This window comes from Herbidospora mongoliensis (assembly GCF_001570545.1).
In the GTDB taxonomy this organism is placed as follows: domain Bacteria; phylum Actinomycetota; class Actinomycetes; order Streptosporangiales; family Streptosporangiaceae; genus Herbidospora; species Herbidospora mongoliensis.
Genome location: NZ_BBXD01000009.1, coordinates 522,572 through 545,276, shown reverse-complemented (window position 1 = coordinate 545,276; position 22,705 = coordinate 522,572). Strand labels below are relative to the sequence as shown.

Here is a 22,705-nt window from a genome sequence, read left to right as displayed (position 1 = left end):
CTTCAGCGCGGGGTGCGGCCGAGGTGGCGGAGCAGCTCGTCGGCGACCGGGGTGGCGGAGGGAGCGCCGGTGGCCTCGACCACGGCGGCGTAGGCGCCCCACTGGCGCAGCGGTTCGACGACTCCGCGCGCGGCGGCGAGGAGGTGCCCGGCGAGTTCGTCGTCGAGCGGGGACGGCCGGCCCGTCGCGATCGCGATGTCCCACGCGTGCACGGCGGCGTCGAGCGCGCACATCACCGCGGCGACCGGGGTGGGCAGCTCGCCGTGCGGCAGCGGCACCGGCACGGTCGCGGCGTCGTCGGGCACCGTCGCCCACGCCGCGGCGGTCTGCTCGACGGCGTCCCTCACCAGATCCGCCGCGGTGCCGTCGAGGGCCCCGGACGGGGAGAAGGGGTCATACTTCGGGCCGTCCCCGATGCCGAGCATCTTCGCGTAGGCGAGCTGGTCGGCCGCGGCGTGCTGGATCACCTGGGTGACCGTCCATTCTGAGCACGGGGTGGCAGCGTCCCACTGCCCGTCGCCGACCCCCGCGACGCTGTTCTCCAATGCCCGGTACGAGGTGGCCAGCACTCCCCGCCACACCGGCTGCAGGGAGGTGACCGTGGCGCTGTCGGTGATGTACATGAAAGGTGCCTTTCGATCGCGTCCTCGCTTGTGACCTCAGGCTATGAGTCCATTAGGCTACTTTTCTTCCTGATAATCCCTGAGGGTGAGATGGCTCCGACGACGACCCGCGTGCTGCGCCTGCTGTCTCTGCTGCAGGACCGGTCGCACACCGGCCGTGAACTCGCCGAACGTCTCGGCGTCACCGAACGCACGTTGCGGCACGACATCCAGCGCCTGCGCGAACTCGGCTATCCCGTGCACGCCACCCGTGGCGCGGTGGGCGGATACCGGCTCGGCCAGGGCGCGAAGATGCCGCCGCTGCTGCTCGACGACGAGGAGGCGGTGGCCGTCGCGGTGGCCGTCGGCCTGGCCGAAGACGGCTCCACCGGGATCGCCGACATCCACGTCAGCCTCACCCGGGCGCTGGCCAAGCTCCAGCAGATCCTCCCGAAGCACCTGCAGCGCAAGGTGTCCGCGCTGCGTTCGGCCACCGCGGTCGGCCCCGCCACGGTCGGCTCTCGCGAGCCGGACGCCCCCGTGCCCGCCGCCACCCTCACCGTCGTCGCGAGCGCGATCCGCGACGGCGCGACCCTGTTGACGACCTACGCGGGCGCCGAGACCGAGGTGGAGCCCTACCGCCTGATCAGCTGGCGCCGCCGCTGGTTCCTGGTCGCCTACGACCTCGGCACGCACACCTGGCGGGCGCTGCCCCTCGCCGGCCTGGCTCAGGTCCGGTCGGCGTCCCGCCGCTTCGCCGCCCGCTCCCTGCCCGACGACGACCTGGTCGCGTTCGTCCTGCGCGAGGTCGCGCAGACCGGCTGGAAGGTCCAGGTGCGGGTCACCGTCCTGGCTCCGGCGGAGACCGTGATCGCCCGCATCAACCCCGCCGTAGGCTTCGTCGAAGCCGTCGACTCCCAGACCAGCGTCCTGGTCACCGGCGCCGACGCCCTGGAGACCATCGCCATCTACCTGAGCATGCTGATGATGGACTTCCGCGTCGACGGCCCACCCGAACTGGTCGCCCACATCCGCACCATCGCCCGCCGCTACACCGAGGCCCTCGAAGGGTCGCAAGGGGAGGGCCAGCCCCTCTGACAGGGCCCGAGCTTCCCGATCCAGAGCCTTTAAGAGCTCGGGGAGGCGCGGCCGGGGTTGACGGTGTCTCTCCGATCGGCCGATCTCTGTATGGGCAATGCCTTGAACGGAGCAGACCGGAGTTGACGGTGACTCTCCGATCAGCCGATCCGCGGCGATCGGCTTTCGTGGGGTCAGTCCCGGCGGAAGGTGACGATCGACTCGGAGTCGCCGTTGGCCACGTCGACCATGAGCCACAGCTGCGACGTGCCGGGGATGCGCTCGATCTCCCCATGGTGGCCGATCCCGGCCTCCGGGGGCTCCTCCCGCGTCCAGGTCCGGCCGTCCCAGTGCAGGACCCAGACGCCGCCGGGCGGGTCGGGATCGTGGCCCGCGAACCAGACGTCGTCGGGGCCGAACGCGGTCACACTGTCCAGCTCGCCGCTCTTCTGCGGGATGGCCGGCTGCTGCCACGACCGGCCGTCCCAGTGCAGCAGCAGGGGCTTCTCGCCGGTGCCGCCGACCGCCCAGACGTCGTCGGGGGCGAGTTGCAGGATCCTCTTGAGGAAGCCCTTCGGCAGGGCGCCGGTCTCCTCGTACCTGCCGTCGTGCCCGTGCCAGACGACGGGCTGGTCCGGGTCTCGCCGGCCGACGACCCAGGTGTGACCGGCGCCGGTGTCCACCGACTCCAGCCGGGTCTGCCCGCCTCCGAGCTCCGCTTCCGTGACGAAGGCGGTGCCGTTCCAGGTCAGCACCGCGATGTCGGTGACCACGGCCACCCGGTCACCGTGCACGGCCACGTCCCGCGCGTAGGTGGGAAGCGGATGCCGCTGCCAGGCGCTCCCGTTCCAGTGCTGGGCGAACGACGCGTCGAAGCCGCCGCCGAGCATCCAGGCGTTGCGCGGGCCGTCGGAGTCGACGCTCGCGAGGCTGCCCGTGTTGTCCTCCAGCGGCACCGCCTGCCACCGCGACCCGTCCCAGGTGCGCAGCGACGTGGCCACGCTGTCCTCCCAGCCGGTGTATCCGACCGCCCACGCCAGGTCGGGGCCGGCGGCGCTCACGTCGTCCAGCCCCCGCTCCCAGGCCTCGTCGGTGGGCAGACCGGGGATGCGAACCCATGTCCCGGAGACCGCCGCGGCCGGCGTGGACGACGGGGAAGGCGACGACACGGTGGGCGTGCTCGTCGTGGGGGAGGGCTGGGCGGCACAGCCCAGCGTGATCAAGCAGGCGGCCAGCGCCGTAACCCGCGACCTCATAGCGGCGAATTGTACGGCTTCGCCCGCCGAGATCAGCGGGAGTAAGTGAATACGGCGTCGGAGAAGCCGTCGGTCGCGGTCCAGACGAGCCTGACCCGGACGTGGGTGGCGTTGCGGACGAAGGTGACCTTCCGCCCGCCGTCGGTGATGGTGGCCCGCGCCCAGCCGTCGAACTTCCTGGTGAGATGGTGATCCCACCGGTCGAGATCACCCACGGCCACCGCGGCGATGGACTCCGTCGGGGGCTCGCCGTCCGCGCAGTAGCGGCCGAAGTTCGCGATCGCCGTGACCGTGCCACTTTCGGCCTGGAGCTTGATGCTCTGGCAGGGGTCGGTCTTGGTGCCGTAGATCAGGCGCGGGCGCGTCCATGTCCCGGTGTCCGGGGCGTAGTGCCGCTCGAAGAGTCCCTGGCCCCTCTTGTAGCTCATCGCCACCCGGCGGCCGTCCGCGAGCGTCAGTTCCTCCTCGGACGAGGTCCCTTCGGCGTCGCTTTCGCGTGGCTGCTCGGTGATCTGCGCGGACGGGGTCGGGGTGACCTCCGGTCGCGCGACAGGTTGGTCCCGGGCACAGGCCGTCAGGGTCGCGAGGAGCGTCAGGCAGATCATGGCCGCCCGCATCGCACCTGCCCGTGGTCCCGCAGGGCGGTTCATCCGGGTCAGGGTAGCAATCTCCTCTTTTGGCGGCCGAAGACCGGAAAGGGCCTCGGATTAGCTGCGCTACCTCATAGATCGGGGTTCGGCAGGGGCAATAGCATCCTGCAATGGCCAATGAACGGCTTTACGGCGGCGAGACCTCCGCCTTCCTCACGGCGCTGGTGGCTCTGCAATGTGCCCAGGGCGTGCCGCTCGACCAGGCATACCAGTTCGCCGAAGCCACCTATCGGGAGACGACGTCCAGGAAGGGCAAGAACTCCGTCGGCAACGACGAGCTACTGGAATTCTTGAGGTTGTTCGAACAGCGCTGAGCCCTCCGGGCCGATGAGGTGAGGACCTTCCTGGCCGGGATCGCGGGCGCGCGGCTGCACGCCGTCATGCTGCTGTCGCTGATAGGCCTGCGGCCCGCCGAATGCGGCCTGGGTCGGCGTCCGAGGCAAAAGACAGGTCCGGCTGTACGACTGCCTGACCCATGGCGTGTCCGGGGTGCCTGTCGTGATCCTGGCGGCCTGGGCCGGTCACGCCGACGGCGGGCCCTGGCCAAGCGGGTCTACATCCAGCCGGACATGAGCCACCTCGACGGGTTCCTCGGAAAGACCGAATCCCGTTCGTGAAGGATTGATGAGACGGAAACAGAAAAGGCCCCGATTCACCGAAGTGAATCAAGGCCCTGAACTGCCGACTTACGTCGGGACGACAGGATTTGAACCTGCGACCCCTTGACCCCCAGTCAAGTGCGCTACCAAGCTGCGCTACGTCCCGTTCCCTGCTTCATGCCCTCAGGCACGGAACAACCTTAGCGCAGATTCGCGCCCCGCGTGCACCGACACGTAGTGTGGCGATCATGGGAAGGCGCCCGCAGGTCGATCATGAGGAGCTGGCGAGACTGGCCGCCCGAGGCTGGTCCACCGCCGACCTCGCGGCCCACTTCGGTGTCACCGAGTCGGGCATCCTCCAGGCCAAGCGGTCGGCCGGCCTGTCCAAGCCCATGACCGACCACTCCGCGGCGATCCCCTGGAAGCTCAACCGCTCCCACTCCCAGTCCGGCCCCGCCACCAACCTGCGCAATCTCTCCGCGGCGGCGCAGGGCAAGGCCGTCCATAAGGACAAGATCAACACGGCCCTCAGGTGGGCCTCCAGGCTCGTGGAGAGCGGCCTCGACATCGCCTACGACCCCGATCAGGGCTTCCACGAGGTCGAAGCCCCCCGCGTCTCGCACATCGCGAAGGTCCTCAGGTCAGCCCAGGAAAAACTCGACTAGCGGCGATTTGTGGTTACACCCCCATTTCAGGGGCAGTCCGGACTGTCGAACACAAACAGACAGCCGGAGGCAGATATGAGCGCCATCGCATGGGTGGTCGTGGTCGTAGCCGTCGTCGTGGCGCTGGGAGCCATCGGGTACGTCGTGGCGGGCCAGAGCCGGCGGCGCCACCTGCAGGACCGATTCGGCCCCGAATACGACCGCGTCGTCCAAGAGACCGACAGCCGCAAGGACGCCGAGCAGCAGCTACTGGACCGTGAGGCCCGGTTCGCCGACCTGGACATCCGTCCTCTCGACACCGAGGCCCGGGACATGTACGCGAAGAAGTGGCGGGAGGTGCAGGAGCGGTTCGTCGACGCGCCGAGTTTCGCCGTCACCGAAGCGGACGCCCTGGTCACCGCCGTCATGGCCGACCGAGGTTACCCGGCGGAGCAGTTCGAGGAGCGGGTGAACGTCCTTTCGGTCGGGCACTCCGGGACCCTCGACCGCTATCGCCAGGCCCATGAGATCAGCGGCCGGGCCGCCCGCCAGGAGGCCACGACGGAGGATCTCCGTCAGGCCATGGTCCACTACCGCGCCCTCTTCGACGAACTTCTCGACGACGTGCACGCCAACAGTCCCCGCAAGGAGGCCGATCACTGATGATCACGAACAATCCTTTCGACCGGAAGAACGCGGCCGAACTCGATAGAGACGACACGCTCGACGACGAGCGGCGTCACGACGACAAGCTGGTCGCCTCCGAGATCGTTCCCGAGCCCCGCAACGCCGACGGCACGTGGGACGACAGGGACGACAGGGACGACAGGGACGCCGACCTCAACGCCGAGAGCGCCCCGGTGGGCGTGGCCGGCAGCGCCGCCGTCACCTCGCAGGAAGCCGCCGACGAGGCGCACCGCGACACGACCGGCGACCTCGCCGACGAGACCGAGGTCGGCGCCTACTCCGACGCCGGGACCTCGAAGGTCGACGACATCGACTTCGACGAGCGGTGGCGGGACATCAAGGCCGCGTTCGTCGACGACCCGCGCGAGTCGGTCGAGAAGGCCGACGTGCTGATCGACGAGGCTCTCAGCGCCCTGACCAGCAAGCGTCAGTCGCTGGTCGACCAGTGGAAGAACTCCGGATCCAACGACACCGAGCAGCTTCGCCTCGCCCTGCGCGAGTACCGCGACCTGTTCGACCGGCTGAAGGGATAAGTCAAATGCTGGCCATCGCAGCGGCGGTCATCTTTGGGATCGCCTTCCTCCTGGACCTGCTCAACGCCGACATCGGCATCGGCCTGACCGCGCTCATCGCGCTCGGCCTGTGCCTGCTGGCACTCCACCAGGCCGGCATCGGCACCGCGAGCGTCGGCAACGGCGGCTCCTGGCGTCGTGGTCGGGTCCGCAGGTAAACCCGTACAAGAACATCGCCGCGCGGCCGCTCAGGGCCGCGCGGCTTTCTTTTTTCCTTTACGGCTTCGCGAATAACAAGACCATTACTCCGCCGGGGCAGGCGTCCCAGTAATGGAACGCTTCGGCGTATGCGTGGCTATGCCGTCATCGATGTGGAGACCACGGGCCTGCGCCCGTCGTGGCAGGACCGGGTGGTGGAGATAGGCGTCGTCCACCTCACCACAAATGGCGACATAACCGACGAATGGACGACGTTAGTCAACCCCCAGCGCGACCTGGGGCCCCAGCACATCCACGGCATCACCTCGGCCGACATCCGGCACGCCCCCACCTTCGCCGCCGTCGCCGGCACCCTCATGGCGTTACTGAGGGATCGAGTCCCGGTGGCCCACAACCTGCGCTTCGACTGGGACTTCCTCCGGTCGGAATTCGAGCGATCGGGCGCGCTTCTTCCGTACGCGGAAGGGGTCTGCACCATGCGCGAATCGGCCTATCATCTCCCCGGCCCACCCCGCACGCTGGCCGGCTGCTGCGAAATGGCGGGAATCGCGCTCGGCAATCACCACGAGGCCCTCGCGGACGCCCGCGCCGCCGCCGGCCTCCTGCGCCACTTCCTGAAGTCGGGCGGCGGCCCCTGGTCCACCGACCCCACCCTGACCTGGCCCGACCTCCCGCTCAACGAAACCCCGTTGGCGAGAAGAGGGGTCGCGGCGGAACGGAACGTCCATTTCCTGGGCCGCCTGGTCGACCGCCTGCCCCGTGCGATCGCCCGCGAGGAGGCCGACACCTACCTCGCCCTCCTCGACCGAGCGCTCCTCGACCACCGCATCTCGGCCGCCGAAGCCGACTCCCTGGTCGGCCTGGCCACCCACCTGGACCTGTCGAGAGGCGACCTCGACCGCCTCCACAACGACTACCTGTCGGCCCTGGCGAGCGCGGCCCGCGCCGACGGCGTGGTGACCCCGGACGAACGCCACGAACTCGACCTGGTCGCCGACCTCCTGCACCTGCCCCGCGCCCGCGTCGACCTGCTGCTCGCCGGCGCCGCCGCCCCGGCCGAGGCCCGGGAGCGGTTCCGGCTCCGGCCGGGTGACCTGGTGGTCTTCACCGGCGAGATGGACGAGGGCAGGGAGTACTGGGAGGACCGCGCCCGGAGGGCCTCGATCGTGCCCCACGGGAACATCACCAAGAAGGTCCGCCTGCTGGTCGCCGCCGACCCGGACAGCCTGTCGGGAAAGGCCCGCAAGGCCCGCGCCTACGGCATCCCGATCGTGACCCCGGAGGCCTTCGCCCGAATGATCATCCGTGCAGCCGGGTCTCCTCCGTGACGAGGGTGGCCGGATCGAGGTGGTATCTGCCCGAGGCCACCGGTTCGCCCAGGAGGAGACGCCGAGCGGTGTCGACGACGACGCCCGCGCCCATCGCCACATCCGAGGCCAGCTGAGGCCAGCTGTTCAGCGTCCGGCCGACCTCGGGAAGGGAGGCGCGCATCCGCGGGCTCAGGGACTGCTCGTCGAACATCGCCAGCACGAACCGGATCTTGTCCTTCGGCTCCAGCCCGATCAGCTCCTCGGCCCGCACCGGACCGAGCAGCCCATGGAAGATCGGCCGGTCGGGTTCGAGGTCGAACCGCTCGACGTCCAGCATCCCCCGGTCGCTCGTGCTCATCAGAACGGGGATCCGGTGGGCACGGGCCCGTTCCCGGACGGCGACCTTGGCGTAGAGGTCGTCGCACTCCTCGACGACCAGGTCGAGCCGCCCGCCGCCGAGGAGGAACTCGTCGATGTTGTCCGCGTGGATGCCGTCGGAGAAGAACTCGATGTCCAGGTAGGGATCGAGCTCGAACATCTGCCGGGCGGACAGGACCGTCTTCTCCAGCCCGAGATCGGGCAGCCCGGCCCGGATCCGGTTGAGGTTGGTCAGGTCGAGCCGGTCGAAATCAGCGATCTTGTACGCCCCTCCGACGCCCTCCATCGCCAGAGTGACGGCGGTGCCGTTCCCGACGGACAGTCCGACCACGCCGACGCGCGTGCCGCCGAGCCTGCGCTGCTCGTCCACAGTGATCTTGTTACGGTTCCGGTCGGTGCGCAGCCGCCGGAACTCCTCGGCGGGCAGGGTCCGGACCAGCACCCCCGACCACGGATACCAGACGTAGGTCCCGTAGTCGGCCGGGTCGCCGAGGGTGTCGTTCACACGGCGGACGGCACCGGATTCGAGGAGTTCCTTCACGGCCCGACGGTCGTCGATGAGGAGGGGGCGCCAGTCGTTCACGTCACACCACCGTGTAGAGGTCGTCGCGGAGGATCCCGACGGTCTCCCGCACCACGTCGAGCACCTGGGCGCCGGTCGCGTAGCTGAGGAAGACCCGTTCGTGGCGGTCGCGGGGCGGGAAGTAGCCGTCAATGCACAGGACCGTCGTGGCCGTGCCGTAGGCCGACCCGGTGCGGGGCCGCAGGGCGACGTCCTGGAAGGCGACCCAGGTGTCCCAGTCGGCGTCGAACAGATCGAGCGCGGCCGCCCGGATCAGCCGTGCCAGCATCAGCGAGAGCCCGGAGCCCCGGAGCCGGGGATGCACCCACAGACCTCCGACATGACCGACCCGGCCGGACAACGTGGGAACGGACGAGGGGACGGCGATCGCGCTCATCTCTGGAGGAACCGGGTCGAACCACAGGCCGAGTGACGTGATCAGCGTGGTGAAGTCATCGGTATGGAAGAGACGGCCCGCGCCACAGGCGATGACGTCACCGGTCGCGTCGCGGACCTGGAGGTGGAAGGCTGCGTCGGGGGCGATCCGGTTGCGGACGGGGTCGAAGGTCGGGTTGACGCCGTCCGGTCCCATGGCCGTGAAGACTGTGTCGGCCCAGGTTCGCAGGTCGTCGTCGAGGTGCAGGTGGAGTCCGCGGCGGCCGGTCCATTCGGCGCACGCCGCCGCCAGTTCGCGGACCTCGGGTTGGCGGAAGATAACGGGTAAGTCCACATTCGTCCCCCTCATGGTCAGAAGGCTCGCCTGTCTCACCACATGCGGGCGATAGCCGCGGGCGCGACATTTCAGTGGCACGGTCCAGCGTGGCACTGGACCCCTGTCGAACCCTTGGCGTTTCTCCCAGCGGAACCGGACCCCCTTGCTTTGCCGCGAATCCAGGACAGTCCGGAAGCTGACCATGCGATGAACATGGGGAGGCGGCGCACGTGCCGGCGAATCTCGCGGCGTCCAATCCTCTCCGGGGCCCGCATGCTCAATGATCTCCCGAAACTCCCGTCGGACGGAAAGACCCCGCTCGCCGAACTAGTCGCTTGCACGATCGGTGATGGCCGGCTTTACCTTCTTACTGCAACCCGTGTGGCTGAAGGCGTGTATGTGACACGCGTGTCAACTCGTCGTAACGGATGACCCGCGAACACCGAAGTAGAAGGTCGTGGTTATCAAATCGCAGATCGGTGAGTGGCTCGCATGGGTTCGATCGTCGCAGATTTGGCTGTTGGCATCGTAGCGGTATTCGTGACTCTGTCCCTCATCATCAGTCTGACCATTGAAGGGATCAGTTCATGGCAAGCGCGCCGCGCGAAGTATCTCTGGGCATATCTGCGTGACACCTTCGAAGGTGGTGTGAGCGTCAGGCAAGCGCCAGTCTGGTTGCGCGTGATCAATGCATTCGTCCGGATGAGCCGGTTCCGAATGCACTCGAAGAGCTCTTCGAACGTGTCCATTGGGGTTACCACTGAAGAAAACTGGGACCCCCGGCCCAGGTTTGCCGCCAGCCCGGCTCCGGTCAGGAGCCCACGTTTGGTGCCACGGACGTCTCTCACCGGGACTACCCCGCCGGATCTGGAACTGCGCGAGGGTGTGACGCTCGTTGACCTATTATATGAGCGGCTCCAGGAAGTCGACTCTTCCCGGAAAGGCAGGACGGGGATGTCGCATATTCCTCCCGCCAGATTTTCCGACGCATTGATAGAAGTTGCGATCGATCATGGCGGTGTCCCGCAACTCCTTGCGATCCTGGAGCTGAACGACAGTCCGGCATACCGGCCCCTCAAAGCTCTGTGGGCACGGACGAAAGAGGACGAGGGGAACTTCCACAAGGGGGTCGAGGATTGGTTCACCGGAGAAATGCAGAGAGTAAGTGCTCTCTACCGGCATCATATTAGGAAAGTTCTGTTCATAGTAGCTCTGCTCGTAACGATGTTCTTCGCGGTGGACTCTCTGGAGTACGTGCAAGATATCGTCGGCGACAACGCTATCCGTACGGAGATTGCCGCCGAGGAGGCCGTTGCCATTCCGGCGCTCGGAGTGCTCGTTGCAACAAAATGTCCTAAGGGTGTGAATCGGGCTGAATGTCTGAGTGATGTCCTCCGCTCGCCCGCTATTGTTAAGCTGTTCAGCCATTCTCCCATAAATATGAAATTCGAATCAGGAGAGCCGGCCATGTCGTGGGGCGGTGGCCTTTGGTTGAGCCGGCTATTCACTCTCGCGCACTTGCCGGGCTATCTGATCACCTTGCTGGCTCTCATGTTCGGCACTTCCTTCTGGTGGAATATGCTCCTCCCCATCATCGGCTTCGGTGAACGCCGCGAGAAGCCCGCGAGCTAGAAAGGCTTGTGGCTTCTCGCTCGCAGCCGGCCAGAACCCGCACGGACACCGATGTCGACGTGGGCGTTTCTGGTTCGTCGGCTGCGGCGCTGCTCGTCGGCCTGGTCAGCTCCATCTTCGGCGCCATCATTTTCTTCGGCGCGGAACCCTACGCCGAGTCGAAGGCGCCCGAGGTCTCAAGCCTCGGCTCTTCGCTGGCGTCGCCATGGCCTTCAGAAATCCTGACCAAGATCAAGCCGCCATTTCTGCCGGGCAAGTTCGCGCTCAGCTGGACAGACCTGACCGTCGACCAGGACGGAATCCTGACCAGGGGCACGTTCAGGCCACAAGGACGCAGCCCAACGTCCTGATCAGCGGCCCACGACGAGCGTCAGCGTGATCGACACCGACGGGCTGTCCGACACCGCCTCGACGAGAGTGCGCGTCTCGGTAATCCCGTTGGAGCCCGGCCGGCAACCTTTTTGACGGGCGTCTTGGCGTCGACCTGCGCGACGGACTGGTCGTGGGCGATGGTCGACTCGGGGTCCGGTCTTCCTGATCTCGCCCGAGCTCGGTGCAGCTCTCAGCACCTTCAGGATTGGCGCGTGGTGCGGGACGAGGCCGACGAACAGCTGACCCTCATCAGAATTCGGATTCACTAAACACTCTCGGGTGCATCTTGGGGCCGGCCCTGTACTGCCGGGTTAGAACCCAGGCGGCTCAGCGAATCGGATGCGAACGGTGAACGGATCTGATGCTCCGGCACCGGCAACCCGAAAACCCGAACCCGTTCCGCCTCCTCCGCCCGGCCAGACACCTTGAGGGCATCGACCAAGCTTCTGGCCGCGTAGAAATCACCCATGACAGTGCGGGCCAGAAGCTGGTCGGCGTCTCCGCGTTCCCGGAGGAGTTCGGCCAGGTGCTGGGCGGCGTCGGTGTCGCCGGTGTCGGCGCGGGCTTGGAGTCCGGCGGCGTCTGCGCGTTCCCGTAGCAGTTTGGCCAAGTGCTGGACGGCGTAGACGTCGCCGGTGTCAGCGCGGCCCTGAAGCTCATCGGCGTCTCCGCGTTCCCGGAGGAGTTCGGCCAGCAGCCGTGCGGCGTCGGTGTCGCCGGTGTCGGCGCGGGCTTGGAGTCCGGCGGCGTCTGCGCGTTCTCGGAGGAGTTCGGCCAGCAGCCGTGCGGCGTGACTGTCGCCGGTGTCGGCGCGGGCTTGGAGTTGGTCGGCGTCTCCGCGTTCCCGCAGCAGCTCGGCCAGGTGCCAGCCGGCGTAGACGTTCTCGGCGTCGGCGCGGGCTTGAAGTCCGGCGGCGTCTCGGCGTTCCCGTAGCAGTTCGGCCAGGTGCCAGGTGGCGTAGACGTCGCCGGTGTCGGCGCGGGCTTGGAGTTGGTCGGCGTCTCCGCGTTCCCGCAGCAGCTCGACCAGCAGCCGGGCGGCGTGGATTTCGCCGGCGTTGGCGCGGGCTTGGAGTTGGTCGGCGTCTCCGCGTTCCCGTAGCAACTTGACCAGCAGCCGGGCGGCGTGGATTTCGCCGGTGTCGGCGCGGGCTTGGAGTTGGTCGGCGTCTCCGCGTTCCTGTAGAAGTTCGGCCAGGTGCTGGGCGGCGTCGGTGTCGCCGGTGTCGGCGCGGGCTTGGAGTTGGTCGGCGTCTCCGCGTTCCTGTAGAAGTTCGGCCAGGTGCTGGGCGGCGTCGGTGTCGCCGGTGTCGGCGCGGGCTTCAAGTCCGGCGGCGTCTCCGCGTTCCTGTAGAAGTTCGGCCAGGTGCTGGGCGGCGTCGGTGTCGCCGGTGTCGGCGCGGGCTTCAAGTCCGGCGGCGTCTCCGCGTTCCCGCAGGAGTTCGGCCAGGTGCTGGGCGGCGTAGACGTCGTTGGCGCGGGCTTGGAGTTGGTCGGCGTCTCCGCGTTCCCGCAGCACCATGGTCAGCAGCCGGGCGGCGTGGATTTCGCCGGTGTCGGCGCGGGCTTGGAGTCCGGCGGCGTCTCCTCGTTCCCGCAGCAACTCGGCCAGCAGCCGGGCGGCGTGAACGTCTCCGGCGTCGGCGCGGGCTTGGAGTCCGGCGCCGTCTCCTCGTTCCCGCAGCAACACGGCCAGCAGCCGGGCGGCACGGGGGTCGCCGCCGTCGGCGAGTGTGGCCCAGAGTGGTTCGGCGAAGCAGTACAACAGGCGATGACTCGCCTGTTCCGCGATGCCTCGCCGGTCGTCAGGGTCGGTCACGTGGGTGATGAGTGTCTGCCACAGTGACTCGGGGACGACGCTCCAGCGGCGGCGGGAGCCGGCGTGCTGCTGCAGGTAGTCGGCAACCGTATATCCGTGGAACTGCCCCATCTGATCGGTGTGGGCGGACGGTGCGACCGGGGCCAGGGCAGCGGCGGCGCCGTTGATCCTGGCGGTGGCGTACGCCAGCGCTGCCTCGAACCAGTTCGGCGGGGCGGCCGCGCGTTGGCGCCGATCGCAGTAGCCGGGCGCGGCCGCGCGCAGCAGTTCGGCGGACAGAGGAGATCGCACGCCCAGCCGGATGGCATCGATGGCGGCGTTGAGCACCGCGGCGGCGTACGGATCGGCGCTGTTCCATCGGCGAATCAGTTGTGGTGCGGCGGCGATGACCTGGGTCAGTCCGAAGTCTGCCGACTCCAGGGCAGCCGCGATGCGGGCGTCGCCCGCATCGGCGGTTCGGCGGGCTCGGGCCTGTTCGGCAGGGCTGAAGTGGTCGCCAACGTAGATCACCTCGGCCAGGGCGAGAAGTTCGCGTTCCCTGGCGTAGGGATCGTCCTGACCTGTGGGGGGTGGGGTGGTGTAGGCGATATAGCGTTCAGGCCGCAAGGTGGCCACCAGAACTGTTCCGACGGCTATCAGGTGGTGGACGGTGGCGGTCAGGGCGGGCATGTGGTGCTGCGGGAGTTCATCCAGCCACATCACCAGCCGAGCAGGGCTCGCAGCGGCGGCTTGGGCGATGTGCCCGGCGTCATGTGGGGAGAGCAGCCACCAGTCCGGCAGCTCAGCCTGGACGGCCTCATAAGCGGAACGGGTCTTGCCGGCCGAAGAGCTGCCGACCAGCAGGATCATTCCACCCTGCCGGGCGGCGGTCCGGATCAGGGCACGGACGTCGGTGTCTATGTCACGTTCGATATAGGCGGGCAGGTCGCCGGTCGCGCCGGGAACATCGATGGATGAGTGGACACCCAGGCGGCGAGGCACCGACTGGCGGACGCGGATCAATCCATCCAAACCGTCGAACACCGTGGTCAGGGCGCGTTGGCGGGCGGCCAGCCAAGCCGCTTCTTCGGTGCGGGGGACCTGGCAGGCCCGCAAGTACAGCTCCAGCGTTTCCTCGGTGCATCGGCCTTTGGTCAGCAAGTCGCTGATGGTGGACATGGGCAGTTTGCCGGGCTCGGCCGCCACGGCCAACTCCTTGTAGGCGCGGCCGGCGCGGAGCTGCCGCAGAGCGGCAGCCAGCTCGCTTGCTGTGTGCACCTGTTCCGGATCGGATCTGCGCGGGTGCGTTCCCAGGTGCGCGGTGCCACTTTGCGCAACCTCTTCCCTGCGGGTGGATTGCGGTGAACGAAGGGTTCGTTCGCGGGCGGCATGCCATGCCGCCCACTGGTCCCGTGGCAGACCACAGGCCCGAAGGAACACCTCCAGGGTCTCCGTACTGGTTCGCCCGCGATTGAGCATGTCCGACAGCGTCGATCGGGGCAGTCGGTCCGGCCAACTCGCCCGGTCCATTTCGGTATATGAGCGGCCTGACATCAATTTTCTCAATGCCGCGCTCAACCCGGCAGGAGTAGAGACCCCTGCCGGATGCGTGGAAGCCACCGAAGCCGGGTCTGGAACTGGGGCAGAGGCTGGAGTGCCGGCAGAGACGCTGTGCGCCGCCAGTTCCCACCGCTTGTGCCATCGTTCAGGCTGTTCGCCGCATGCCCGGATATAGGCGGCGGCGACAGCCCAGGTCGGAAGCACCTTCCCGTTGGCGGCGACGGCCAAGACGGAGATGCTGTATGCCGTCGCTTCGGACAGTTGCCGGTAGGTGAGGCCGGCTCTGGCGCGCAACGTCCGCAGGCCGATCGCGAAGTCAGCGATCGGCCCTGTAGCGGAAATCGGCGTCTCAGGCCGTGGCACCCTTAGCCGCTCTCCAGGATTCGCGCGCTATCTCCCATCGCTTGCGCCATTCTTGCGGTTTTTCACCACAAGCGCCGACGTAGGCTTCGGTGACTGCCCAGGTCGGAAAATTCTTGCCGCTGGCCGCGATGGACAGGACCGAGATGGAGAAGTGCGCGGTGCCGACCATCTGCTGGTAAGTCAGACCAGCCTTACGGCGCGACGCCCGAAGGTCGATCGCGAAGTCCGCGATCGGCGAGCGGGGATCGATGGGTTTTTCGGGGCGTGGCACGACGTGTGCTTGCCTCAAAGCGCCGGGTCAGAAGACGAGCCGGGGCAGGCGGTAGTTGATGCCGGCGAACCGCCGGGCGATCTCGCCTGCGACTCCCGCCGTCCCCACGGCGATCAGCACCGCGAGAACCGGGCCGTATCCGCGGTGGAGCAGGACCACGACGATGACGCAGATCAGCACGATCACGAGAATGCGGACCAGGGGTGCGAGCTGGGGGAGGGTGAGACGGCCGGCGATTTCGACGCCGCCCGCCATGGTGACCGCGGTGATCGCCGCCGTTGTGGGCTCGGTGAAACCGAGCGCGAGCATAATGCCCCCCATTGCCAAGGCGATGAGGAAGACGGCGAAGCGGTGCGCGGCGCGCACGATCGACGACGCCGAGAGGGGAACTGCTGACGCGGCCATAAGGGCCCTTTCTCTGTATATCTGAGTTCTCTGTTTTAGCCCGAGGGAATTTCAGAAGGGCCGCAGCCTGTCAGGTCAAGCGTGACCGTCCAGTTGGCGCGCTGGGCATCTTCTTCAGCGCATGATTCCCTGCTCGCACATCGGCGTCCAGTCGCGCCAAAAAGTCCCAAAAACCCCGGCGCCATCAGCCCTCGCGCCAGCTGAGGGGTTGATTTCGAACCCAGCCGAACAATGTCGGCTCGTTCGCCGAACAACTCGGACGGTGAGCAGGTCGGACCCGCAAGGCAGAGGCGTTGTTCGGATTTGTTCCGGAACTCACCCGAACGCTGGACGGCCCGGCGGAAAGTCGGGTCACGAGCATGGGGCGCAAGCCATCTGTCTCATCTGACGAGTCTGCTAGCCCGGACACGGTCGGAGCCGAAGGTCTCCTGTTGGCGCGGGGGGCCTTCTCCATTTTTGCCCCGAACACCGCTAAAGCCGGTGGAGGTCCGGGGGCCGAGGGTCACGTCGCGCTCAACCATCGTGCCCCGCGACCGGATGGGCGATCTTCAAGGCTCGTTCGAAATACTCCGCCGCCGGCCCGAAGCGCCCCTTCGTCAAATGGTCGTCGCCCAGATCGCACAGAGTGGCGAGTTCGACGGCGTGTACGGCGGTCCGGTGGTGGGGGCGGGCGCGTTCGTGGAGGTGCCGGTGGATGGTGGCGGACAGGTTCAGGGCGTGGGCGGGCCAGCCGTGCCGGGCCGCGTGCATGGCGATGGCGAGCAGGTTGATGAGTTCGGCGTCCAGCCACGGCTGGGTCACGGCTGTCGACGCGGTCCGGGTGTAGTGGTCGAACAGCCGGGTCAGCGCCGCCCGCCGGTCGAGGTCGGTGTCCTCGTCGGCCAAGGTGGCGGTCGCGTGGGCGCGGGGCAGGTCGTGGAAACGGTAGCGCCCGGGGACCGGCTCCTGGAGCAGGTGGGCGTCGACCAGGTCGTCCAGGAGCCGGCCGGCGTGTTCGACGGTGGTGCCCACCAGGGCGGCGGCTGCGTACTGGTCGAGGTCGGGGCCGGGGTGCAGGCCGAGCAGGCGGTACATGTCCTGCTGGCCGGGGGTGAGGTGGTGGTAGGACAGGTCCAGGGCGGCGGCGATGCTGAGGGGGCCCACTTCCAGTTCGCCCAGCCGGTGCTGGTGGTCGCGCATGCGGTCGGCCAGGTGGGCGGGGGTCCAGCCGGGGCGCATGCGCAGGCGGGCGGCGGCGATTCTGATCGCCAGGGGCAGTCTGCCGCACAGTTCCACGATCTCGTCCAGTTCGCCGCTGATGCCTAGCTCGCCCGCCGTGCGGGCGAACAGGGTGACCGCGTCGGCGTGGGGGAGGACGTCCAGGGACAGGGGGCGGATGTCCTCCAGGCCGGCCAGTCCGCGGCGGCTGGTGATCAGGACCAGGCAGGTGGGGGAGCCGGGGAGCAAGGGGCGGACCTGGCCCTCCTCCGCCACGTTGTCCAGCAGTACCAGTACGCGTCGGCCGGCCAGCCAGGTCCGGTAGAGGGCGGCGCGGGCGTCCTGGTCGTGGGGGATGCGGTCGCCGGGGACGCCCAGGGCGCGGAGCAGCTGGTCGAGGGCGTCGGCGGGGTCCATGGGGGAGCCGCCCCGGGTGAAGCCGCGCAGGTCGACGAAGAGCTGGCCGTCGGGGTATCGGTCGGCCAGGCGGTGGGCGGCGTGGACGGCCAGGGTGGTCTTGCCGACTCCGGCCATGCCGTCGATGGCGCCGATCACGGGGGTGCCGACGGGCTCGGCGACGATGCGGTGGAGGAAGGCCATCTCGGCCGCGCGGCCGGTGAAGCTGGCGATGTCGCGGGGGAGGGCGCGGGGGACGGCCGGGCGGGAGCCCGAGGGAGCGGCCAGGTCGGCGTGGCCGTCGAGGATCTGGTGGTGCAGCCGCTGCAACGGGGGGCTCGGTTCGATGCCCAGTTCCATGATCAGCCTGCGGCGCAGGTCGCGGTAGGCGCGCAGGGCCTCGGCCTGGCGGCCGGAGCGGTAGAGGGCGAGCATCCAGTGCGCGTGGAGGCGTTCCCGCAACGGTTGTTCGGCTACCAATGCTCCTAGTTCGGGGAGCAGGTCGCCGTGGTGGCCCAAAGCCAGCTGGGACTCGATCCAGGTCTCCTGGACGGCCAGTTTGCGTTCCTCCAGGCGGATCAACTCGGGGGCCAGCCGGGGGTCCAGTGAGACGTCCTCGAAAGGGCGGCCTCGCCACAGGCCCAGGGCGCCGCGCAGGCGTTCGGAGGCCAGGCCGGGGCGGCCGGCGGTGAGGGCGCGCTGGCCCTGGGAGGCCAGCTCCTCGAAGGTCAGCAGGTCGAGGTCGGCGGGGGTCAGGCGGATCTCGTAGCCGCCGGGCACGGTGGACAGCAGCGGGGTCTCCACCCGGCCGGCCAGGCCGAGGACCTGGCGCAACGCCGACACGTAGGTCCTCAGGGCGACGGCGGCGGTGCGCGGGGGGCGTTGCGGCCACAGCGCGTCGACGAGCCGGTCGGCGTGGACCGGCCGGTTGACGTTCAGCAGCAGCACCGCCAGCAGAACGCGCTGCTTGGCCGCACCGAGCCGGACCACCCCGTGGCTGTCGGAGCGGACTTCAAGCGTGCCGAGGACACGAAACTGCATAGACCGGCAATACCACATATTGTTCGCATATTGGGATTCCATGTTCCATTTGTCAGATGAGCCACTTAGGCCCCCTGGCTTTTTGCGGTAACACAATCCGAGTTTCGGCCCGATCTTCGTGTCAAGCCGCGCCTTTACCGGTCCTTGATGGGCCGCCCGCAAGGTGGGCGCATGTCAGATTTGATCGGCATCGACGAATGCGAGCGGCTCACCGCGGAAGACGTCCACGACCTGTATCGGAAGCACGTCAACCGCAGCCAGGTCTCGCTCATGACGACCTTCGGGTTCGGCCGGGAACTGGTCGAACGCGCCGAGGGCGCCTGGCTCTGGACCCGATCAGGCCGGCGGATCCTCGACTTCACCGGCGGGGTCGGCGTGCTCAACCACGGCCATAATCATCCGCGCATCCTGGCGGCCCGTAAAAGGTTCCAGGACCGGCAGCGCATGGAGGTGCACAAGACCTACTTCTCGCCCTATGTCGCGGCGCTCGGCCACAATCTCGCCCAGCTTCTGCCCGGCGACCTGAACATGTCGTTCTTCCCCAACTCGGGCGCCGAGGCGGTGGAGGGGGCGGTGAAGCTGGCCTACAAATACCACCGGGGGCGCCGCGATCGGATCCTGCGCGCGGACATCGCCTTCCACGGCAAGCTGCTCGGCTCCGGCAGCCTCACCGGCGCGCACCAGAACTTCACCTTCCCCGGCATCTCGGGCGTGGAGGTCTTTCCGTACGGGGACCTCGACGCCGTCCGGAAAATGGCCGGGAAGGATGTGTACGCGATCCTGATCGAGCCCTTCAGCGCGTCCACCATGACCGCCTGCTCCGAGGAGTTCCTGCGCGGCCTGCGCGACCTCTGCGACGCCCACGACATCGTGCTGATCTTCGACGAGATCTACACCGGCTGGGGCAAGACCGGCAGCCTGTTCTACTTCATGCGCTACCCGGGTCTCGTCCCGGACGTCGTCACCACGTCCAAGTCGTTCGGCGGCGGCAAGTCCTCCATCTCGGCCTACATCGCCCGGGACCGGGTGTTCCGCAAGGCCTACGACAACCTGAGCGACTCCCTGCTGAACAGCACCAGCACCACCTACTACGGGTTCGGCGAGGAGACGGCCACCGCGATCGAGGCGGTGAACGTCGCCGTCGAGGACGACTACCCGGCCAGGGCCCGCGCCATCGAACGCGTCCTCGGGCCCGGCCTGGAGCGCATAAGAAAGACCTACCCGGACACGGTGGCCGAGGTCAGGGGAGCCGGCGCGCTCTACGGGATCTTCCTGGACGGCGGCCCGAAGATCCTCGACCTGGTGGCCAAGCTGGCTCCCGTCGGCCTGGCCCGCGATCCCAACTTCCGCATCAAGCTGATCACCTGCGCGGTCATCGACGCCCTCTACCGCGACCACGGCGTCTACGCCTACTACACCCTCAACGGCCGGAACCCGCTGGTGGCCGCACCTCCGCTGGTGGTCGAGCCGGCCGACGTGGAGTACTTCCTCGACAGCCTGGACCAGACCCTCGCCCAGGGCCTGCTCCGCCTGGTGACCCGATTCGTCAAGGAGAAGGTGGCGCCGCGATGGGGATCGTAGTCACGGGCAGCGCCGGCATGCTGGGCTCGACCCTGCTCCGCCGCATCGAGGCGACGGGCGTCGACCTGAACCCCGGCTCCGGCGGGGTCGCCGCCGACATCCGCGACACCGCCCGGATGACCGAGTTGCTGGCCGGCGCCGACGCCGTCGTGCACTGCGCCTCGGCGCTGCCGAGCTATCCGGACGCCGAGATCCACAGCGTGATCGTCGACGGCACCCGCAGTGTGCTGACCGCCGCACGGAACGCGGGCGTCCCGCGCGTGGTGCACATCTCGTCCACCGCCGTGTACGGCCTCCCCAAGCTCGTCCCCACCCCCGAAGACCACCCCCGCGAGCCCGTCGACCCCTACAGCAGGGCCAAGACGGCGGCCGAGGAGATCGCCGAGAAGTTCCGCGCCGACGGCCTGTGCGTCCCCGTCGTGCGACCGAAGACCTTCCTCGGTCCCGGCCGCATGGGCCTGTTCGCGATGCTCTTCGAGTGGGCCGACGAGGGCCACGGCTTCCCCATGCTCGGCAAGGGCACGGCCCGCATCCAGATGCTCGCCATCGAGGACCTGGTGGACGCGATCGTGCTGGTCCTGAACGCGCCCGACGACATCGCCAACGACACCTACAACATCGCCGCCGCCGAGTTCGCCACCCTGCGGGAGGACTTCCAGGCCGTGCTCGACGCCGCCGGCCACGGCAAGAAGGTGGTGCCGCTCCCGGCCGCCCCGGCGCTCGCCGTCCTCCGTCTGCTCGGCCGCACCGGCCTGTCCCCGGTGTACGACCGGCTGCTCTACAAGCTGCTCGACGACTCCCACGTCAGCATCGCCAAGGCGCGCGACCGGCTGGGCTTCGCCCCGCGCTTCTCCAACCGCGACGCCATCCTCGGCACCTTCACCTGGTGGAAGGAGCACGCCCAGGAGAAGACCGGCGGGCGCACCAGCCGCGACGCCTGGCGTCAGGGCGCGCTGTCCCTCGCCAAATTCCTCTTCTGACGGACGGGAGGTGCGTATGCGCGTCATCGAACCCACCGTGGCGCCGGCCCGGCCGGGCCAGTTCAGAGACCTGCTGGCGCTGATCCGGCCGCACCACAGCGCCAAGGCCCTGCTGCTCGTGCCGCTGCCCCTGCTGGACACCGGCCGCTGGACGCTCGGCGCCCTCGGCCAGATCGGCTGGGCGGTCGCGGGGTTCATCCTGGCCGGGGCCTGCGTCTACATCGGCAACGACCTCGCCGACCGGCACCGGGACCGGCTGCATCCCGGCAAGCGCGACCGGCCGATCGCCGCCGGGCGGATCTCGGTGCGGACCGCCCTTCTGCTCCGCACCGGGCTGCTGGTGCTGCTCGGGCTGCTGATCGCGGCGGGGCCCGGCCGTCCGTACTGGCCACTGCTGGCCTATGTGGTGCTCAACGTGGCCTACAGCCGGCGGCTGAAACACGTGCCGCTGATCGACGTGGGCGCGGTCGCGCTCGGGTTCGCGCTGCGGGTCGTGCAGGGGTACGCCGCGATCGGGGAGCCGGTCTCCGGCTGGCTGGTGGTGACGGTGTTCTCGCTGTCGCTGCTGCTGATCGTCGGGAAACGCCGCCGGGAGCTGCTGGAGAGCGGTCCGGAGCACCGGCCCGCGCTGCGCGGGTACTCGGTGGAGCTGACCGGCCATCTGCTCCAGCTCGCGGCGGTGCTGTCGGCCGTCGCCGGGCTGCTCTACCTGCGCACGGAGGCGCCGCTCGGGCCGTACGCGCCGGTGGTGATGATGCTCGCCACGCCGTTCGCCCTGTTCGCGCTCTTCCGCTACCTGCAGGTGGTGCTGGTCGAGGGCGGCGGCGGTGATCCCGTCAGGGGCCTGCTCAGGGACCGGGGGCTCGCCGTCACCGGGCTGGGGCTGGCGCTCCTGGTCGGGACGGCGCTGGTGCTCGCCCGGAACCCCGCGCTGGCCGCAGCCCTCCTGCGGGAGGCGCGATGACCCTCGTGTCGATCGTCATCCCGGCGTACAACGCGGCCAAGACCCTCCGCCTCTGCTTGGCGGGGGCGCTGGCGCAGACTCACCGTCCCATCGAAGTGATCGTCGTGGACGACGCCAGCACCGACGACACCCGGGCCATCGCCGCCGAGTTCCCGGTCAGGGTGGTCGCACAGCCGTACAACCAAGGGGTGTCGTCGGCCCGCAACGCCGGTGCCGCGGTGAGCGGCGGCGAGGTCCTGTTCTTCCTCGACTCCGACGTGGGTCTGTCGCCCGACGCGGTGGCTGCCGCCGTGCGCCTGCTCGCCGCCGACCCGGGCTGCGGCTGCGTCTACGGCGTGTACGACAGCGAGCCCCTCATCGACGACGGCCCCGTCGAGGTCTACCGCACCCTCCACCTGCACCATGCCCTCAGCCGGGGCGCGGGGCTCACCTCGACGGCGGTCTTCGCCCTGGCCGCGCTGCCACGGCGGGTGTTCGAGCAGGTCGGGCCGTTCGACGTCAACCTGCGCGCCGCCGAGGACGACGAGTACAGCGAACGCCTGCTGGTGCACCATCGCATCCGGCTCTCCGGTGAGATCTCCGGCCGGCACGACGAGGCCGACCGGCTGCTGCCGCTGCTCGGCGAGCAGTATCGGCGGGCGCGGTTCCTCCGGTTCTCCGCCCGCAACCGGATGCGCAGGGACGCGCTCGTGGTCAACCGGGCAGGCGGGGTGGTGGCCGCCGCGCTCACCCTGGCCACGCTCCCGGTCCCGCCGGTGGCCGCCTGCTTCTTCCTGATGTTCGCGCTCGCCGATCCGCCGCTGGCCCGGTTCGTGCTGCGCGAGCGCGGGCCCGCCTTCCTGCTCTTCTTCCTCGCGGTGCACTTCCTCACCCACACGGCCCTGCTCACCGGGGCCGTCACCGGATGGGCCCGCTCGCTCGCGAAAGGCTGGTGAAC

General features: G+C 68.7%; 22 protein-coding genes, 1 tRNA gene and 1 pseudogene. 13 read left to right on the top strand and 11 right to left on the bottom strand.

The window, feature by feature from the left end:
* Positions 1-2 precede the first annotated feature (2 nt).
* Entirely contained in the window at positions 3-623 is a 621-nt protein-coding gene (locus tag AW272_RS06795; RefSeq protein WP_066361880.1) for a TIGR03086 family metal-binding protein, read from the bottom strand.
* Positions 624-713: 90 nt separating this feature from the next.
* Here AW272_RS06795 and AW272_RS06790 point away from each other — a divergent pair, with 90 nt between their 5' ends.
* Complete coding sequence (locus AW272_RS06790) at positions 714-1,700, top strand: helix-turn-helix transcriptional regulator (RefSeq protein WP_066361878.1); 987 nt, start codon at positions 714-716, stop codon at positions 1,698-1,700.
* A 173-nt stretch (positions 1,701-1,873) separates the two neighbouring features.
* Here AW272_RS06790 and AW272_RS06785 read toward each other — a convergent pair whose 3' ends face one another.
* Positions 1,874-2,935, bottom strand: a complete 1,062-nt coding sequence (locus tag AW272_RS06785; protein ID WP_157518416.1) for a beta propeller repeat protein — start codon at positions 2,933-2,935, stop codon at positions 1,874-1,876.
* Between the two features lie 32 nt (positions 2,936-2,967).
* Positions 2,968-3,585 (bottom strand): hypothetical protein, encoded by a 618-nt coding sequence (locus AW272_RS43715; RefSeq protein ID WP_174551798.1) that lies wholly within the window; start codon positions 3,583-3,585, stop codon positions 2,968-2,970.
* Between the two features lie 110 nt (positions 3,586-3,695).
* On the opposite strand from AW272_RS43715, the gene AW272_RS06770 reads away from it, so the two are divergent.
* A complete protein-coding gene (locus AW272_RS06770; protein WP_066361873.1) occupies positions 3,696-3,899 on the top strand; it encodes a hypothetical protein in 204 nt (67 codons plus the stop codon).
* A gap of 377 nt (positions 3,900-4,276) precedes the next feature.
* Here AW272_RS06770 and AW272_RS06765 read toward each other — a convergent pair.
* Positions 4,277-4,350, bottom strand: a tRNA-Pro gene (locus AW272_RS06765).
* 82 nt (positions 4,351-4,432) lie between these two features.
* On the opposite strand from AW272_RS06765, the gene AW272_RS06760 reads away from it, so the two are divergent.
* The 5 genes from AW272_RS06760 (at position 4,433) to AW272_RS06740 (ending at position 7,574) form a co-directional block, all read left to right on the top strand.
* Positions 4,433-4,849, top strand: a complete 417-nt coding sequence (locus AW272_RS06760; protein ID WP_066362544.1) for a hypothetical protein — start codon at positions 4,433-4,435, stop codon at positions 4,847-4,849.
* 75 nt (positions 4,850-4,924) lie between these two features.
* Positions 4,925-5,491 carry a hypothetical protein gene (locus AW272_RS06755; protein WP_066361872.1) on the top strand — a complete coding sequence of 189 codons (567 nt, stop codon included), beginning with the start codon at positions 4,925-4,927 and terminating at the stop codon, positions 5,489-5,491.
* Entirely contained in the window at positions 5,491-6,048 is a 558-nt protein-coding gene (locus AW272_RS06750; RefSeq protein WP_066361871.1) for a hypothetical protein, read from the top strand. Before AW272_RS06755 ends, AW272_RS06750 begins: the two co-directional genes overlap by 1 nt.
* Before the next feature lie 5 nt (positions 6,049-6,053).
* Positions 6,054-6,245, top strand: coding sequence for a hypothetical protein (locus AW272_RS06745; RefSeq protein ID WP_066361870.1), 192 nt, complete (start codon positions 6,054-6,056; stop codon positions 6,243-6,245).
* Between the two features lie 129 nt (positions 6,246-6,374).
* Complete coding sequence (locus AW272_RS06740; RefSeq protein ID WP_066361869.1) at positions 6,375-7,574, top strand: exonuclease domain-containing protein; 1,200 nt, start codon at positions 6,375-6,377, stop codon at positions 7,572-7,574.
* On the opposite strand, the gene AW272_RS06735 is transcribed toward AW272_RS06740, so the two are convergent.
* A complete protein-coding gene (locus AW272_RS06735) occupies positions 7,546-8,517 on the bottom strand; it encodes a ThiF family adenylyltransferase (protein WP_157518414.1) in 972 nt (323 codons plus the stop codon). The genes AW272_RS06740 and AW272_RS06735 overlap by 29 nt on opposite strands.
* Position 8,518: 1 nt before the next feature.
* Positions 8,519-9,226 (bottom strand): GNAT family N-acetyltransferase, encoded by a 708-nt coding sequence (locus AW272_RS06730; RefSeq protein ID WP_066361868.1) that lies wholly within the window; start codon positions 9,224-9,226, stop codon positions 8,519-8,521.
* Between the two features lie 474 nt (positions 9,227-9,700).
* On the opposite strand from AW272_RS06730, the gene AW272_RS06725 reads away from it, so the two are divergent.
* Complete coding sequence (locus AW272_RS06725) at positions 9,701-10,840, top strand: hypothetical protein (RefSeq protein ID WP_066361865.1); 1,140 nt, start codon at positions 9,701-9,703, stop codon at positions 10,838-10,840.
* 59 nt (positions 10,841-10,899) lie between these two features.
* Positions 10,900-11,190, top strand: a complete 291-nt coding sequence (locus tag AW272_RS06720) for a hypothetical protein (protein ID WP_218010809.1) — start codon at positions 10,900-10,902, stop codon at positions 11,188-11,190.
* Between the two features lie 287 nt (positions 11,191-11,477).
* On the opposite strand, the gene AW272_RS06710 is transcribed toward AW272_RS06720, so the two are convergent.
* The 5 genes and pseudogenes from AW272_RS06710 to AW272_RS06700 form a co-directional block, all read right to left on the bottom strand.
* On the bottom strand, positions 11,478-14,288 hold the full coding sequence (locus tag AW272_RS06710; protein ID WP_066361858.1) for a hypothetical protein: 2,811 nt from the start codon (positions 14,286-14,288) through the stop codon (positions 11,478-11,480).
* A 438-nt stretch (positions 14,289-14,726) separates the two neighbouring features.
* Positions 14,727-14,933, bottom strand: a pseudogene (locus tag AW272_RS45960) (helix-turn-helix domain-containing protein); the annotation flags it as partial.
* Positions 14,920-15,204 carry a helix-turn-helix domain-containing protein gene (locus tag AW272_RS40400; protein WP_169807501.1) on the bottom strand — a complete coding sequence of 95 codons (285 nt, stop codon included), beginning with the start codon at positions 15,202-15,204 and terminating at the stop codon, positions 14,920-14,922. The gene AW272_RS40400 and the pseudogene AW272_RS45960, both read right to left, overlap by 14 nt.
* Before the next feature lie 27 nt (positions 15,205-15,231).
* Positions 15,232-15,513 carry a hypothetical protein gene (locus AW272_RS06705; RefSeq protein ID WP_066361857.1) on the bottom strand — a complete coding sequence of 94 codons (282 nt, stop codon included), beginning with the start codon at positions 15,511-15,513 and terminating at the stop codon, positions 15,232-15,234.
* Positions 15,514-16,122: 609 nt separating this feature from the next.
* Positions 16,123-18,243 carry an AfsR/SARP family transcriptional regulator gene (locus tag AW272_RS06700; RefSeq protein WP_066361856.1) on the bottom strand — a complete coding sequence of 707 codons (2,121 nt, stop codon included), beginning with the start codon at positions 18,241-18,243 and terminating at the stop codon, positions 16,123-16,125.
* A 171-nt stretch (positions 18,244-18,414) separates the two neighbouring features.
* On the opposite strand from AW272_RS06700, the gene AW272_RS06695 reads away from it, so the two are divergent.
* Genes AW272_RS06695 through AW272_RS06680 form a run of 4 tightly spaced genes read left to right on the top strand, consistent with a single transcriptional unit; the run spans position 18,415 to position 22,703 of the window.
* On the top strand, positions 18,415-19,824 hold the full coding sequence (locus AW272_RS06695; RefSeq protein WP_066361855.1) for an aspartate aminotransferase family protein: 1,410 nt from the start codon (positions 18,415-18,417) through the stop codon (positions 19,822-19,824).
* The gene (locus AW272_RS06690) at positions 19,812-20,804 is read left to right on the top strand and encodes an NAD-dependent epimerase/dehydratase family protein (RefSeq protein WP_066361854.1); all 993 of its coding nucleotides are present in this window, start codon (positions 19,812-19,814) and stop codon (positions 20,802-20,804) included. The genes AW272_RS06695 and AW272_RS06690 overlap by 13 nt, the downstream gene beginning before the upstream one ends.
* 16 nt (positions 20,805-20,820) lie before the next feature.
* Positions 20,821-21,768, top strand: coding sequence for a UbiA prenyltransferase family protein (locus tag AW272_RS06685; protein WP_083958075.1), 948 nt, complete (start codon positions 20,821-20,823; stop codon positions 21,766-21,768).
* On the top strand, positions 21,765-22,703 hold the full coding sequence (locus AW272_RS06680; RefSeq protein ID WP_157518412.1) for a glycosyltransferase family 2 protein: 939 nt from the start codon (positions 21,765-21,767) through the stop codon (positions 22,701-22,703). Before AW272_RS06685 ends, AW272_RS06680 begins: the two co-directional genes overlap by 4 nt.
* The last annotated feature ends 2 nt before the right edge of the window (positions 22,704-22,705 follow it).